Origin of the sequence: Actinosynnema sp. NPDC049800 (genome assembly GCF_040656635.1) — a bacterium.
In the GTDB taxonomy this organism is placed as follows: Bacteria; Actinomycetota; Actinomycetes; order Mycobacteriales; family Pseudonocardiaceae; genus Actinosynnema.
In genome coordinates, this window is sequence record NZ_JBFAMT010000015.1 from 73,985 (window position 1) to 88,510 (window position 14,526).

12 protein-coding genes are annotated in these 14,526 nt (G+C 73.2%); 4 read left to right on the plus strand and 8 right to left on the minus strand.

All coding sequences use genetic code 11. The features are described 5' to 3' along the window. Window positions 1-4: 4 nt before the first annotated feature. From AB0I91_RS19720 to AB0I91_RS19730, 3 genes are all read right to left on the minus strand, one after another. Window positions 5-1,360 (minus strand): class I adenylate-forming enzyme family protein, encoded by a 1,356-nt coding sequence (locus AB0I91_RS19720; RefSeq protein WP_498777061.1) that lies wholly within the window; start codon window positions 1,358-1,360, stop codon window positions 5-7. 6 nt (window positions 1,361-1,366) lie between these two features. Then, complete coding sequence (locus tag AB0I91_RS19725) at window positions 1,367-2,440, minus strand: 3-dehydroquinate synthase II family protein (RefSeq protein WP_498777059.1); 1,074 nt, start codon at window positions 2,438-2,440, stop codon at window positions 1,367-1,369. Window positions 2,441-2,525: 85 nt separating this feature from the next. Next, a complete protein-coding gene (locus tag AB0I91_RS19730) occupies window positions 2,526-3,323 on the minus strand; it encodes a 2-amino-3,7-dideoxy-D-threo-hept-6-ulosonate synthase (protein ID WP_498777057.1) in 798 nt (265 codons plus the stop codon). Window positions 3,324-3,535: 212 nt separating this feature from the next. Between AB0I91_RS19730 and AB0I91_RS19735 the strand changes: the two genes are divergently transcribed. Then, window positions 3,536-4,492, plus strand: coding sequence for a LysR family transcriptional regulator (locus AB0I91_RS19735; protein WP_498777208.1), 957 nt, complete (start codon window positions 3,536-3,538; stop codon window positions 4,490-4,492). A gap of 133 nt (window positions 4,493-4,625) precedes the next feature. Here the strand turns inward: AB0I91_RS19735 and AB0I91_RS19740 are convergent, their stop codons facing one another. From AB0I91_RS19740 to AB0I91_RS19755, 4 genes are all read right to left on the minus strand, one after another. Further along, a complete protein-coding gene (locus AB0I91_RS19740; protein ID WP_498777055.1) occupies window positions 4,626-5,336 on the minus strand; it encodes an AfsR/SARP family transcriptional regulator in 711 nt (236 codons plus the stop codon). Between the two features lie 87 nt (window positions 5,337-5,423). Continuing rightward, window positions 5,424-5,783: a cupin domain-containing protein gene (locus AB0I91_RS19745; protein ID WP_498777206.1), complete on the minus strand. Its 360-nt coding sequence runs from the start codon at window positions 5,781-5,783 to the stop codon at window positions 5,424-5,426. Between the two features lie 399 nt (window positions 5,784-6,182). Next, the gene (locus AB0I91_RS19750) at window positions 6,183-6,623 is read right to left on the minus strand and encodes a hypothetical protein (protein WP_498777053.1); all 441 of its coding nucleotides are present in this window, start codon (window positions 6,621-6,623) and stop codon (window positions 6,183-6,185) included. After that, on the minus strand, window positions 6,620-8,329 hold the full coding sequence (locus AB0I91_RS19755; protein WP_499638055.1) for a hypothetical protein: 1,710 nt from the start codon (window positions 8,327-8,329) through the stop codon (window positions 6,620-6,622). Before AB0I91_RS19755 ends, AB0I91_RS19750 begins: the two co-directional genes overlap by 4 nt. Before the next feature lie 76 nt (window positions 8,330-8,405). Here AB0I91_RS19755 and AB0I91_RS19760 point away from each other — a divergent pair, with 76 nt between their 5' ends. The 3 genes from AB0I91_RS19760 to AB0I91_RS19770 all read left to right on the plus strand — a co-directional run bounded on the left by AB0I91_RS19760 (window position 8,406) and on the right by AB0I91_RS19770 (window position 13,267). After that, a complete protein-coding gene (locus AB0I91_RS19760; protein WP_498777049.1) occupies window positions 8,406-9,794 on the plus strand; it encodes an SDR family NAD(P)-dependent oxidoreductase in 1,389 nt (462 codons plus the stop codon). Window positions 9,795-10,037: 243 nt separating this feature from the next. Beyond that, the gene (locus AB0I91_RS19765; RefSeq protein ID WP_498777047.1) at window positions 10,038-10,985 is read left to right on the plus strand and encodes a hypothetical protein; all 948 of its coding nucleotides are present in this window, start codon (window positions 10,038-10,040) and stop codon (window positions 10,983-10,985) included. Beyond that, entirely contained in the window at window positions 10,982-13,267 is a 2,286-nt protein-coding gene (locus AB0I91_RS19770) for a hypothetical protein (RefSeq protein ID WP_498777045.1), read from the plus strand. The genes AB0I91_RS19765 and AB0I91_RS19770 overlap by 4 nt, the downstream gene beginning before the upstream one ends. 85 nt (window positions 13,268-13,352) lie before the next feature. On the opposite strand, the gene AB0I91_RS19775 is transcribed toward AB0I91_RS19770, so the two are convergent. Next, window positions 13,353-14,525, minus strand: coding sequence for a hypothetical protein (locus AB0I91_RS19775; protein WP_499638058.1), 1,173 nt, complete (start codon window positions 14,523-14,525; stop codon window positions 13,353-13,355). Window position 14,526: the final 1 nt, after the last annotated feature.

Consider the following 14,526-nt stretch of genomic DNA (forward strand, 5'->3'; position numbering starts at 1 on the left):
GCGATCATCGCGCGTCGGCGAGGACCCTGGGGTCGCGCACGAGCTTGCCGCTCGGCGTGCGCGGCAGGGCCCGCAGCACGTGCACCCGCCGCGGCAGCTTGTACTCGGCCAACCGCTCGGCGCACCACGCGGCCACGTCGGCCGCGGTCAGCGAGTCGGACGTGGTCGACACGTACCCCTCGACCGCCGCGTCGTGCACCGCGATGGCCTCGCCGACCAGCGGGTGCGCCCGCAGCGCCGCCTCCACCTCGGTCAGGTCCACGGTGAAGCCGTGCACCATGACCACCGAGTCGGCCCGGCCCAGCAGCCTCAGGTTCCCCCGGGCGTCGAACTCGCCCCGGTCACCCGTCCGGAACCACCCGTCCAGGTAACGGTCGGGGTGGCCACCGTCCAGGTACGGCGACTGGTCCAGCGCCACCTCGACCAGGCCGTCGCGCACCCGGATCGTGGTGTCGGACAACGGCTTGCCCACCGACGGCCGGCTCGCGCCCGTCACGTCCATGGTCAGCGCGCCGGTCTCGGTGGTGCCGAAGCACTCCCCGACCGGGAAGCCGTAGGCGGCGGCGAACCGCTCGGCCACGTCGGGCCGCATCAGCTCGCCGCCCGCGAACGCGCCGCGCACCGTGCGCAACGCCGAGCGGTCGGGCGCGGAGGCGAGCAGGTCGAAGTGCAGCGGCACGCCGGTGATGAAGTCGACCTCGTGGCGGGCGGCGGTGGCGAGGACGTCCGGCGGTGCGGACGGCGTCCGGGCGAACACCAGGTGCACGCCCGCGGCCAACGCGTGCAGCAGCCCGCCCATCAGGCCGAAGCTGTGCGCTGTGGGGCCGAGCATCAGCAGCCGCTCGCCGCGTTGCGGCATGCCCTCGGCCGCGCCGAACCGCAGCACCTCGCGGATGATCGACTCGGTGCTGCGGCCGACGACCTTCGGCCGCCCGGTGGAGCCGGAGGTGAACTGCACCAGCCGGTGCCGCGTGGCGGCGGGCTCGCCTTCCGGCCGCCGTCGGACGACCGGCTCGTACCGCTCGCGGTAGGCGCCGGTGAACGGGGGCTCGGCGCGCACGACGAACTGCGGCCCGGTCAGCCCGAACACCACCTCGACCTCGGGCGGGGTGAGCCGGTGGTCGATCGAGATCACCCTGGCGCCGAGGCTCCACAGCGCCAGCACCACGGTCGGCTGGGTGAAGCTCGGGGGCACTTGCACCACGACCGTGCTGCCCTCACCCACCCCGGCGGCGGCGAACCGGCCCGCCTCGGCGGCGACCGAGGCGCGCAGGGCGCCGTGGGTCACGGTGTGGTCGTGGCTGAACACCGGCACGTCGTCGCCGTGGCGGCGCAACAGGTCGGTGACGAACTCGCGCATCTTGGCTCAGGTCTCCTTGCAGAACTCGCCGATGGGGATGCCCACGTGCCGCTGCTCGGTCGCGATGTAGCCGAGCAGCTCGTCACCGCGCCGCAGCTCGGTGACGTTGCGGACCTTCCCGCCGGGGCCGAGCACCCGCACGTGCCAGTCGTCCTGCACGGTGAGGCTCACCTCGACGCCCTCGGGCGAGTGCGCGGTGATGGTCAGGATCGGGCGTGATTCGAGCTTGGCCCGGCCGACGGTGAGCTTGCGGGTGCGACCCTCGGAGTTGACGGCGAGCACCGTGCTGCCCGAACGCAGTTCGGACAGGTAGTTGGTGCGGTTGTCCGGGCCGAGCACGTAGGAGTGCAGGGCGCCGGCGTTGACCCGGAACGGCCGGGTCGGCATGTAGGGCAGCGGGTGGGTCTCGCTGCAGCAGAGGATGAAGCCGGAGGAGAACGAGCCGACGAGGATGCCCTCGTCCTCCTGGAAGTGCGAGGCGGTGTCGACGCAGACGCGGTCGCCGAGGCCGTTGTGGGTGATGCCCTCGACGGTGAGCGTGGTGAGGTTCAGCGGCGGCGTGGTCGCTTCCAGGAGCCTGGCCAGCTTGAACACGTCGTTGGCGTCGCGCGGGGCCATGAGCACGCCGTCGGAGCCGTGCTCCAGCACGTCGAGCACGATCGCGGCCTCTTCGAGGTCGGCCACGACGGTGATCAGCTTGCCGGGCGCGCCGTCGGCGGCGGCGATGACGATCTCCAGCGGGATCTTCGTCGGATCGGCGAACGCGACCACGGTGTGCCCGAGCCGCACGGCCGCGGCGCACGCGAGCTTGAGCGTGCGGTCGTCGCGGACCTGCACGAACGCGGCGTCGGTGGTGAGCCGCTCCAGCGCGTCCTGGTCGTCGACGACCACGGTGACCAGGTGCGGGCCGTCGACCGCCGAGTCGGCGACGAGCACCCGGGTGATCGTGGGCGGCAGCGCGTCCAGCAGCGCCGGGTCGTCGGAGACGACGCCGGCGAGGCGGGCGTGCACGGCGGCGTCCACGACGGCTTCGCGGTGGGCTTCGGGGACGGGTCGGAGGTCGATCCAGGCGAACTTCAACGGTTCTCCAAGGGGTGAGAGCCCGATCGGCGTGCGGACGGGCCGCCGCCGGTCGGAGGACCGGCGGCGGCCGTTGGCGACAAGCTCATGACGTGGCCACGACGCCCGTCATGGCGCGGACGAGGTCCGCTTCGGTGTCGTCGTGGACGATCGAGGCCAGTTCCGCGACCAGCGACATGGGCGCGGGCGCGGTGAACACGCGGCGGCCGACGGCCAGGCCGGCGCAGCCGACCGCCATCGCGGTGCGGGCGTGCTCGACCACGCTGCCGTCGGTGGCGGGACCGCCCGCGACGAGCACCGGGATCGGGCAGCTGGCGATCACGTCGGCCATCCGCTGGGCGGGCCGCGCGAGGTTGGTCTTGACGATGTCCGCGCCGAGGTCGACCGCGATGTTGACCACGTGCGCGAGCAGCGCGGGGTCGTTCGGGTCGGCGATGCGCGGCCCGCGCGGGTAGGCCATGGCGATCAGCGGCACGTTCCACTCGTCGCACGCCTTGGCGACCACGCCGAGGTCGGCGAGCTGCCGCTCCTCGGTGTCCGAGCCGATGTTGACGTGCACGCTCACCGCGTCGGCGCCCAGCCGCAGCGCCTCGTCGACCTCGCCGACGATGACCTTGGCGTTGGTGTCGGCGGCGTGCGCGGTGCCCGCGCTGAGGTGCACGACCAGCGCGCAGCCGGCGAGCACGTCCGGGTCGATCGTGCGCACCCGTCCTTTGTGGACGATGATGGCGTCGGCGCCGCCGACGACGACCGAGTCGATGAGCTCGTGCCACCGGTCGCGCGGCACCACCGGACCGTCCGAGACGCTGTGGTCGAGCGGGACGAAGAGGTACCTGTCGTCGCGCGGACGGGAAAGGCGTCGCAGTCGCAACGCTTTCGCCATGTCGCTCACACCTCCCCGGTGTTCGGTGCCGGCCTCCCAGCAGGGTGGTCGAACCGGTGAGCGCGGCGGGAGGTGTGAGGTTGCGATAACTCACCAGTTATGCACCTGTTGGAGCAACGGGCGGGGGTGCTTGCCGACGCGGAGCCCTCCCGAGGACCGCAAGCGCGGTCGGTGTCCGGTTCGTCTCGTTGCCCTAGGCTGCCGCAGTGAACATGGAGCTCAGGCATCTCCACGTCGTGCTGACCGTGGCGGAAGCGGGCAGCATCAGCCGAGCCGCCTCACTGCTGAAGATCGCGCAGGCCGGGTTGACCGCGCAGTTGCGGCGCATCGAGCGGGGCTTCGGTGGTCCGTTGTTCCTGCGGCGCACCGACGGCGTCGAGCTGACCGAACTCGGCCGCCACGTCGTGCTGCGATCCCGCGACCTGGTGGAACGGTTCGACGACCTGCTCGTCACCGCGCGCAAGCTGGCCGCGGAGAGCGACGTGACGGGCATCCGGCTCGGCGGTGTGGCGGGTTCGCTGACGCCGTTGCTGGTCGGCGTGGTGCGCTCGCTGCTGCCGACGCACCAGCAGACCACCCACCTCGAGCGCACCAGCGACGCCGTGCTCGACCTGGTGCGGACCGGGAAGCTGGACCTCGCGCTGGTCACGGAGTTCCCCCAGAGTCCACTGCGGATCCCCGAACAGGCCGACTGCCGGACCGTCGTGACGGAACCGATGCTGGTCGGCCTCGCGGTGGGGCACCGGTTGTCGGCGCGAAACGAGATTCGGCTGTCCGAACTGGCCGACGAGGAGTGGGCGGTGCCCGACGAGAGCTACGGCGGCGGGCGGTTGAACCTGCACCTGGCGTGCGAGGCGGCCGGGTTCACGCCGCGCTGCGCGCACTTCGGGGTCGACCCGGCGTCGGCCGCGGAACTGGTGCGCTCGGGCCACACCGTGGCGTGCTTCTTCCCGACCGGGCACGACTTGCCCGGCGTGCTGCTGAAGCCGATCGTGGGCAACCCGGTGCACCGGCGGGTGACGGTGGTGTGGCGGCGCGACTGCCCGGCGGCCGAGTACGTCGACGAGCTGCACGCGGCGCTGTTGCGCGCCTACCAGGAGCGGATCTGGGCGCACGGTCCGCGCACGGCGAAGCTCGCCGCCACCGGGCTGAGCGTGGCGGCCAGCTGAGTTCCGGACCGGACGCTCCCGGCGTCGGGGTCCCGGGCCGTGGGCCTGGGTGCCGCCCAGCACTGGCCCACGGCCCGGAGTCTCACCGGTCGTCCCGGCGGGGTGAAGTTAACGGTCTGCGGTAAAGCGGCGCCTAAACGCGCAGCGCTTCGCGGTACAGCTCGCGCAGCCGCGGTCCCGGCGGCACGCCGAGCTCGTCGGCCAGCGTGCGGCGGACGTCCTGGAAGACGCGCAGCGCCTCGGTGCGCCGGCCGCAGGACAGCAGCGCCGTCATGAGCTGCTGGCGCAGGGTCTCCGAGAACGGGTGCTCGGCGACCAGCTGCGTCAGCGCCTCCACCGCCTGGGCGTGCCTGCCCAGCGCCAGGTCGGTCCCGATGGCCGCTTCGAGGGTGGCCAGGTGGTGCGCCTCCAGCGGCGCGCAGAGCCAGGCGCGCAGCGGTTCGGACTCCGCGCCGGCCAGGGGCGTGCCGCGCCACAGGGCCAGCGCCGTGGTGTAGAGGTCGCGCCGGTGTCTCAGGTCGGCGGTGACGGCGGCTCGCGCGGTCAGGCGGCGGAACCGCAGGGCGTCCACCTGGTCCGGTTCGGCCCGCAGCACGTACCCGCCGTCCTGGTGCGTCACCGGCACGCCCTCGCCGCGCAGGACCGAGATGTGCACCTGGAGCGACTTGCGGGCGCGTGGCGGCAGGTCCTCGCCCCACACCAGGTCGAGCAGCCGGTCCACCGGCACCCGCTTGCCGCAGTGCGCCGCGAGCACCGCCAGGACCTGGCCCGGCTTGCGCCGCAACGCCCTCGGCTCCGCGCCGTCGCGCCGGACCTCGACCGGGCCCAGGATCCGCAGTTCCACTCCGACCCCCAGTCGCGTTGAACTTTAACGAATAGATCTGCGACTGTGACGAGCAGTTTCGCGCGATGGTTCCGCCGGACGGACGACTCAGCGGGCGTCCTCGTCGCGCGCGCTGAAGCGCTCGGCCATCTCCACGTCCCACCAGGCGGCGAAGAACTGGAAGTCCGCCTCGCCGTCGTTGACCAGCTGGTGCTCCTCGTACGGGCGGAAGTGCACGATGTCGCCCGCCGCGAACGGCAGCCTGCCCTCGTCGACGACGATCTCGGCCTCACCGGACACGGCCACCCAGACCTCGTGCTCGCGGTGGGAGTGGGTGCTCGACGCCGCGCCCGGCTGCACCACGCACCACGAGCCGTCGAACGGCGCGTTCACCAGCGGCCACGGCATGAGCCTGCGGGCCACCAGCCCGCTGTCCCGGACCAGTTCCCGCGGGTCGAGTCGGCGCATCTCCACGGCTACCGCCCCACCACGGCGGCAGGCTCCACGTGTCCCACGGTGCTCTCCCAGGCGCCGACCGGAATCCGACGTTGTCGACGGCGAACTCTCGGCGTGGCCGCCGGAGGTTGTCGCCACGGCACGCCGGGGCGGAAACCCATTGCCACCGAACGGCCTACCGCCAGAACCTATCGACCACCGTGCGCGACGGCCACACGCTGGGGCGCGCACGTTCGCCACGAGTGCCCGACGAGTTCGGTCACCGGGTCGCCGTCCACCTCCGCCGGCGCGCGTCCGACCCGGTCGTGCCGCAGGTCGGAGGGTGCGGGCAGGCCGGACCCGGCCGGCCGGGTCGCCACCGGCGCGGCCCGCTCGCCCTTCGGGAACGCGAAAGCCCGGAGTGCCGACCGATCAGCGGTCCGCGTGCCGCAGCACGCTCTCCACCTCCGTGCGGAACGCGTTGACGCCGTCCTCGCCCTCGGGCGCGCCGTGCGCTTGCAGCAGGTGCAGCAACGCCACGCCGCTCGCGGACCGGCGGGACAGCGCGCGGAACGAGAACGCCGCCTCGTAGACGGTGACCGCCGTGGCCAGCGCCGCCGCGGCCGTCGCCAGGAACGCCCACAGCGCGCGCCGCCCGTCATCGGCGACGGCCACCGCGCCCAACGCCGCCGCCGCGGTGAACAGCAGCACCGACAGGCTCGTGGTCCACCGGCGTGCGGCGGTGTAGCGGGCCTGGGCCTGCTCGAACCCGGCGAGCCGTTCGCCGACCCGGTGGCGCAGGTAGGCGCGGAGGAACTGCTCGCGGTGGTCGTGGACCACCGTCGGCCGGGCGGACGATCCGGGACGGGTCATGTGCGGCTCACCGCTTCGTGCCGGAGCCGCGCCACGGCCGTCGCCAACTCGCGGGCGCGCTCGTCGCGCTCGGCGTCGTCGACGGCCGGTGGTGCGGCCAGGTGGTCGAAGTACAAGGCGCGCAGCTGCTCGGCCCGGACCTTGGCGTCGGGGTCCTCGCCGGACCGCGCCACGACCGCGAGCACCGCCGCCGCCGCGCCGGACACGGCCAGCAGCACACCGGGCCACGGCTCGTCCCGCAGCCAGACCTGCAGCGCGGCGGACACCGTGGTGCCGAAGCCGGCGGCGATGGCGAGCACCACGAGCAGGCGGGCGCGTTCGCGCGACCGGAGGGCGGCGACCTCGCACTCGTGCAGCACGGGGGCCACCACCTGGTTCGCCTCGTGGATCGCGTCGGCGAGCAGCGGGTAGTCGAGCACGTAGCCGGGGTCGATCACGGGGTGCGGCTCGGGCGCCCGGAACGGCACCCGCGGCCACACGGCGGGCGGCGGCACGTCGGCGTGCAGCTTCGCGCCGGGCCGGTTGCCCAGCACCCGCCGCACCACGGCCACCACCTTGTCCGCGCCTTCGTCCAGGTGCACGAGCGCGACCTGGCCGCTGCGCACCAGCACCGCGAGGTCGTCGTCGCGCTCGGCGGGGTCGGCCTGCGCGCTCCCGGCCGCGGACGGGGTCGGCGCGGTGGCGGCGGAGGCCGCGGGAACAGAAGCAGCGGGGAAGGTGGTCGCGGGGAAGGGACCGGCGGCGCCCTTCGCGCTCCCGCTCCCGGTCCCGGTCTCGGTCCCGGTCTCGACGGCGGCGACCTCGGCGGCAGTGCCCTTCACACCCGCGGCCCCGGCGGCAGTGCCCTTCACGCCCGGGATCTCGGCGGCAGTGCCCTTCACACCCGCGATCTCGGCGGCAGCGGCCTGCACGCCCGCGGCTCCGGCGGCGGCGACCTTGGCAGCCGCGCCCGTGACGCGCGCGACTTCGGCATCGGCCGGCGGGGACCCACCGCCCGCGACCGCGCCGGGCGTGCCGGTCTGGAGCTCACCGCCGGCAATCACGCCAGGCTGAGGCGCGCCGCCCGCGATCACGCCGGGCTGGGGTACACCCCCTACCACCACGCCGGGCTGGGGCGCACCGCCCGCGATCTCGTCGGCCAACCCTCCCGTGCCCGCGAGCACCAGCAGCGGCCGGTCGTGGCCCAGGTGGTCGACCAGCGCGGCCCGCGCGCCCTCGCCGCCGCCGATCAGCAGCGCGAGCGCCGGGCGCTTCGACCCGGTGACGGCGTCCACCGCGCGGAACAGCGCGGGCAGTTCCTCGCCCCACTTCGACCCCGGCACGAGCACCGCCGTGTCGTGGTTCACGTTGAGCCGTACCTCACCGTCCGCGGGCTCCGCGTCCTCCGCGGCCACCCGCCCGGACGGCGCGACGCCGACCAGCCGCGGCCACCGGCCGTCCAACGACTCGGCGGCCAGGCCGACCAGGTGCGTCACGCCGACGTCGGCGCCCGCCGTGACCACGACCGCGTCCGCTCCGGCCGCCGCCGCGAGCACCGAGCGCAGCACCGGGAGCACGGCGGCGGCGAGTTCGGTGCTCAGGGCGTCGGCCGAGCCGAACACCGCCAGGACCGGGCGCCCGCGCGGCAGGCCGAGGGCACGCGCCCGGATGTCGGCGTCGGGATGGGCCAGTCGCCGCACCCGTGGGCCGGTACCCGCTGTAGGCATGCCGGGCACCCTAGCGGTGGCTCACGTGAATTTCACCCGTCCGAGGTCGGATTTCACCGCAGGTAGAGTGCTGGACGTGTCGATTGACCCCGCCGAACTGGAAATCGCCCTACGGGTGCTCGCCCAAGTGGACGAACTGGACACCGAGCACCCGGACGCGGTAGCCGTCCGCCGGGCCACCGCCGGCATCTGGAAGAGCCTGCGCAAGCGCCGCAAGGCCGACCGCCGGGCCTCGGTCACGGCCGCCGACCGCGCCGTCATCGAGGCGACCGCGACCGGCTCGCCGTCCCGCATCGACGACGAGACCCGCGGCCTGCTGCTGCGCGAGCCGGAACCCGGCGCGAAGGCGGGCACGCTGCTGCGCGCCCGGTCCTGCTACACGTGCAAGAAGCGGTACACCGAGGTGGACGCCTTCTACCACCAGCTGTGCCCGGACTGCGCGGCGCTGAACCGGGCCAAGCGCGACCAGGGCGCGGACCTGACCGGCAAGCGGGCCCTGCTCACCGGCGGCCGGGCCAAGATCGGCATGTACATCGCGCTGCGGCTGCTGCGCGACGGCGCGCACACCACCATCACCACCCGGTTCCCGCGCGACGCGGTGCGCCGCTTCGCGTCCATGCCCGACAGCGCCGACTGGCTGCACCGGCTGCGCGTGGTCGGCATCGACCTGCGCGACCCGGCCCAGGTCGTGCAGCTGGCCGACTCGGTGGCCGCCGCCGGGCCGCTCGACATCCTGATCAACAACGCCGCGCAGACCGTGCGCCGCTCGTCGAACGCCTACGCGCCCCTGGTGGCGGCCGAGTCCGCCGCGCTGCCCTCGGGACCCTTGCCCGAGCTGGTGACGTTCGGGCACACCACGTCCGCGCACCCGGTGGCGCTGGCGGGCACGTTGGCCGACACCATCCCCGCGGTCACCGCGCTGGCGCTGACCGCCGGGTCCAAGGAGATCGACGCGGGCGGCCTGGTGCCCGACGAGGCGCCGGTCAACAGCTGGGTGCAGCGGGTGGACGAGGTCGACCCGGTGGAGCTGCTGGAAGTGCAGCTGTGCAACAGCACCGCGCCGTTCATCCTGATCTCCCGGCTGCGCCCGGCGATGGCCGCCTCGCCCGCGCGCCGCAAGTACGTGGTGAACGTCTCGGCGATGGAAGGCCAGTTCAGCCGCGCCTACAAGGGACCGGGCCACCCGCACACGAACATGGCCAAGGCCGCGCTGAACATGCTGACCCGCACCAGCGCGGAGGAGATGCTGACCGAGGACGGCATCCTCATGACCGCCGTCGACACCGGCTGGATCACCGACGAACGGCCGCACCCGACCAAGATGCGGCTGGCCGCCGAGGGTTTCCACGCGCCGCTGGACCTGGTCGACGGCGCGGCCAGGGTGTACGACCCGATCGTGCGCGGCGAGCTCGGCGAGGACCTGTACGGCTGCTTCCTGAAGGACTACGCGCCCGCGCCCTGGTGAGCCGTTCGCCGCAACCGTTCACCTCAGCGTCGACCGCGACCGCCCCGCGCATTCCCCGCCGGCACCAACGTGGCTGGGCCGAACGGGGTGCGGCGGTTAACGGAACCGCGTCCGTGTGCGACTCTCCGTCGGTAGGCTGAAGCTTTCGCTAGGCCGCCGCGAGGCGACGGGGGTGGGCATGGACGGCGGGCGGGCCGGTCGAGCCGCCGCACTGCCGCGCGTGACCGGGCCGGTGGCGCCGTGGTGACCGAGCCCCGCGTCAACCCGTTCCCGCTGCCGGGCTGGGAGAGCACGCCGATGCGCCCGCTGCGCCCGTGGCACCGGCCGGCGCACCGCGACTACTACGTGCCCGTCGACGGCACCGAAGAGGCGTTCGACCAGTTCCGGCAGGAGATGGGCGACCTCGGCGTGCTGCTGGAGTACGGCCGCCTCGCGCTGGTCACCGGCGAGTCCGGGTGCGGCAAGACCGCGTTGGTCAACCGGTGCGCGGACTGGGTCGTCGGCGAGCTCGCGCGGCGGGACATGCGCGGCCTCGTGCTCGACCTGACCGGCTGCCTGCCGACCGACCAGGAGCTGTCCATCGACCAGCGCACCGCCGAGGTGTGCGACCGGATGTTCGACCTGCTCGTTGACGACGGCGCGCTGCGCCAGGAGAGCGAGGACCGGCTCGACGCCGTCCGGGACGTGCCGCGCCGCGTGTTCCCCCGCCTCGGGCAGGCGCTGCGCGAGGACGTCGCGCTGATCGTGCTGCTGCCGAGCCCGAACGAGCTGGTGGACGAGGTGATCCGCTACGCGCGGACGCTCAACAGCGCGAAAGTGCTGTTCCTGACCGAATCCGCGTACCTGAGCACGGACGAGGTGGCCGATGTCGTGCGGCAACTGGAAACCTGGGTCCCGCCGATCACCCTGCACGTCGGTCCGCTCGACACCGGTGACGCGCAGCGATTCGCCGAAGACCGGCTGTCTCGTCACGCGGAAGCGGGAACTTATCCACGGATGAGTGATGACGCGATCGAATTGGTGGCGAAGCACTGCCAATCGGTCGCCATGCTGCAGAGATTCTTACATGGCACGTACGAACACAAACGTGAAGCGGGACTAGGCTACACCGAGGCCGATCTGGTGACCGTCGAGGACATCAGGGCGTTCTTGAACACGAAGTCCCGGAATGGACCGGTGAATGGGCCATGAGCGACCGCAGCGATCTCCCGCCCTCGCGGAAGAACCCCTTCTCGCCGATGGCGGTCGCCCGGATCACGGACTTCGACGCCGACCCCGACGCGGTCGACGTGGCGATCACCACCGACGCGACGCGGCAGGCGCTCGCGCACCTCACCTCCTACCTGGACGCGCCGCCCGCGCGCGGCGGCCGTGACCGCACCGGCACCGTGGTGGCCGTGCTGGGCGACTACGGCACGGGCAAGACGCACCTCGCGGTGCGGCTGGTCCGGCACGCCCGGCAGGTGCTGGCCGACCCGACGCACGCGCTGTACCTCGACGCGACCGCGGAGAGCTTCATCGAGCTGTACCGGCGGTTCATGCAGAAGCTCGGTCGCGAGGGCGTGCGCGCGCAGGTCAGCGAGTACTACGCGGACATCGTCGCGGACTCGTTGCAGAGCAGCGGCCTGACCAGCGACATGCTGGAGTGGCTCGGCAGCAGGCAGCTGGAGCCGCAGGAGGTCGTGGAACGGCTGGGCCTGATGGAGAGCGCGCTGCTGCGCAAGGTCCAGGACACGCTGCGCGAGGTGACGAACAACAAGGACTTCGGCACCGCGCTCACCCTGCTGCTGCGGCCGGGGTTCGAGCACTCGGTGTGGTCGTGGCTGCTCGGCGGCGCGCCGGACCAGGTGCTCGTGGAACGCGGCATCGACACGCCGATCGACAGCGAGGTGGCCGCGCTGGAGGCGATGGGCGTGTTCGCCCTGCTGTTCGGCGGCAGGCAGCGGCGGTTCGTGCTGGCGGTCGACGAGCTGGACAAGATCTTCTCCGCCGACAGCCGGCCGCAGGCCAGGACCATGGCCGCGTTCCAGACGTTGTTGCAGGTCTTCGCCAAGGCGGGCGCGTGCCTGGTGCTGTGCGGGCTGCCGGACTTCAAGTCCGTGCTGCCGCCTGCGGTGCGGCAGCGGATCCCGTACACGGTGGTGATGTCGGGGCTCAGCCAGGGCGAGGTGCGCGAGTTCGTCGAGCTGGCGCAGGAGCAGGTGTTCGGCACGCGGCAGCTGGCGCCGTTCACCGTGGACACCACGCGGTACCTGCGCGACCTCGCCCGGGGCAACGCGCGCAACGTGATCCGGTTGTGTCACCGGGTGTTCCGGATGGCCGACGACCTGTCGCGCACGCCCGGCCACGAGTTCGCCGTCACCGAGGACATGGTGCGGCAGGCGGCCCGCGACCTGTTCGGGTCGTTGAGCTCGGACGACATCGACGGCGTGGTGCGCCGGCTGCTCGACGCGAACGGCCTGGACTACCTGCACCGGCACCTGCTCGGCACGGCCGAGGACTCGCTGGCGGACTTCTGGGTCACCTTCCCCGAGCACACGACCGGCTGCGCCGTGCTGATCACCCGGTCGCTGCTGGAGAACGCGGACCTCGGCGTGGTGCGGCGGCGGATCTCGGCGGTGCGCGAGGCCGAGCCGGACGCCGAGCTGATCCTGCTGGTCAACGGCGTGGTGGCGGACGGCGTGGCGATCCAGCTGCGGGAGCTGCTCGGCCGCGAGCCGCTGGTGTACGTCGACCGGACGTTCGCCGACGACTTCAAGGCGCTGGTCAGCGCGACGGGACGGCGGCCGGCCGGCGACGCGGACCCGTTGTCGGCGCTGCGGTGGCGGATGGACCAGCTGGCCAAGCAGCAGTCGAGCATCTACGGGTTCATCGAGCACCTGGCCGAGCACATGGACGGGGTGCGGGCGTCGTCGGACCGGCAGCTCGGCGCGATCCAGCGGCAGCTCGGCGCGCTGGCGGGCGGCACGCCGGGCCGTGCGGCGGAGGCGGCGACGAGCAGGCTGCCCGGCGAGGTGGAGCGGCTGTTCCGGGACGCGGTGGACGCGTTGGAGGACCTGACGCAGGTCGACGTGATGTTCGAGGAGGCGTTCGACCACGCGCCGACGGCCACCCAGGAGGCCGTGCACCGGCGGCTGCGGACGCCGGAGTTCACCCAGGCGGCGGCGCAGGCGGAGTTCATGCGCAAGGCCGTGCAGGCGTTCCGGGCCGCGGTGTCGCAGTGGTACCAGTCGGCCGAGGACACCGACGCGCAGGACCGGCTGGAGGAGCTGTGCGGCATCTACGACGGGATCGTGGAGTTCCTGCCGCTGTTCCTGCTGGACCCGCTGTTCAAGCTGCCGCCGTGGTCGGCGCGGGCGGGCGGCCTGGTGGCCGAGGTGGGCCAGGGCTCGCGCCGGGCCCGCGTGCACGAGGCGTTGCGCAACCTGAGCCCCCGCGTGCGCCGCGCGGTGTTCCGCTCGTCCCCGGCGTGACCCGAGCGTTCCACGCGGTGTTCCGCTCGTCCCCGGCGTGATCCGAGCGTTCGACTCGGGGCGCCGGAACGGGTGGGGTGAACGCTCAGGGGGTCGGCTTCACCCGGTAGGCCGGGGTCGCCTGCGGTGCGGGCGCGGGCTTGAGCGGCACGCGCGGCACGCGCTTCGGCGGTCGGGCGGGCGCCGCCGGTGCCGGGGCCGGACGGGCCGTCACGCGGTCGTAGGCGCCGTTCGCGACGGCGTGCAGCAGGTTCACCACGACGACGGCGGGCGCGACCACCGCGATGGCGCCCGGGAACGTCGGTTCCAGCAGCAGCGCCAGGATGATCGCGGTCAGGCCGTTCTGCTGGCCCAGCGCCAGCCGCACCCGGTCGCCGCGCCACCGCTTCGGCACCGTCAGCGCGAACGCCACCACGGCCTGCGCGCCGAACGCCGCCACGCCGAGCACCGCGCCGACACCGGCCAGCACCCAGCTGAACTCGGCGGCCAGCACCAACCCGACCGCGGCGAGGGCCAGCACCATGCCCGCCTGCGCCAACCCGTCCACCCACCGACCCAGGTTCGGCCGGAAGAACAAGCCCAGCAGCGCCAACGCCAGCAGCAGCGAGTACTGCACCGCGACGAACCCGACGGCCAGCACCGCCACCACCATCACCGCGCGCACCGCGTACCGGACCGCACGCCCGCCGGCCTCGGCCCGCCGCACCCGCCCGCGCACCAGCGCCCACAGCACGAACGCCACCCCGGCCAGCGCCAGGTTCAGCACCAGGTTGACCGCGAACGTCCCCACGCCGCCGACCGCGCCGCCGTTCAGCGCGAACGCGGTGATGTACACCGTGAGCAGCACGGTGATCGGGTCGTCGAACGACGCCCACGCCGACAGCAGCGCCTTCGCCGAGTCCGACATCCGCGACTTCGCGTGCATCGCGGCCACCGACAGCGGGTCGATCTGCGCCACCGCCACCGCGAGGATCAGGTACGCCGGGTCGCGGAACGCGAAGAACATCACGCCGAAGATCAGCGCGACTTTCGCCAGCACACCGAGCGTGACGGCGATCACCACGGTGCGCAGTTGCCTGCGGAATTCCGCGATCACGATCCCGCTGGTGCTCGCGTACAAACCGAATCCGAGCAACGCGGTGATGAAATACCCGTACACCGGCGAGCGGTCGACTTCGCGGAGTCCGAACTGCCAGGCGCAGAGCCAGCCCGCGCCGAGGGCCGAGAGGAGCACGGCCGAGCGGATCACGGGCGTCACC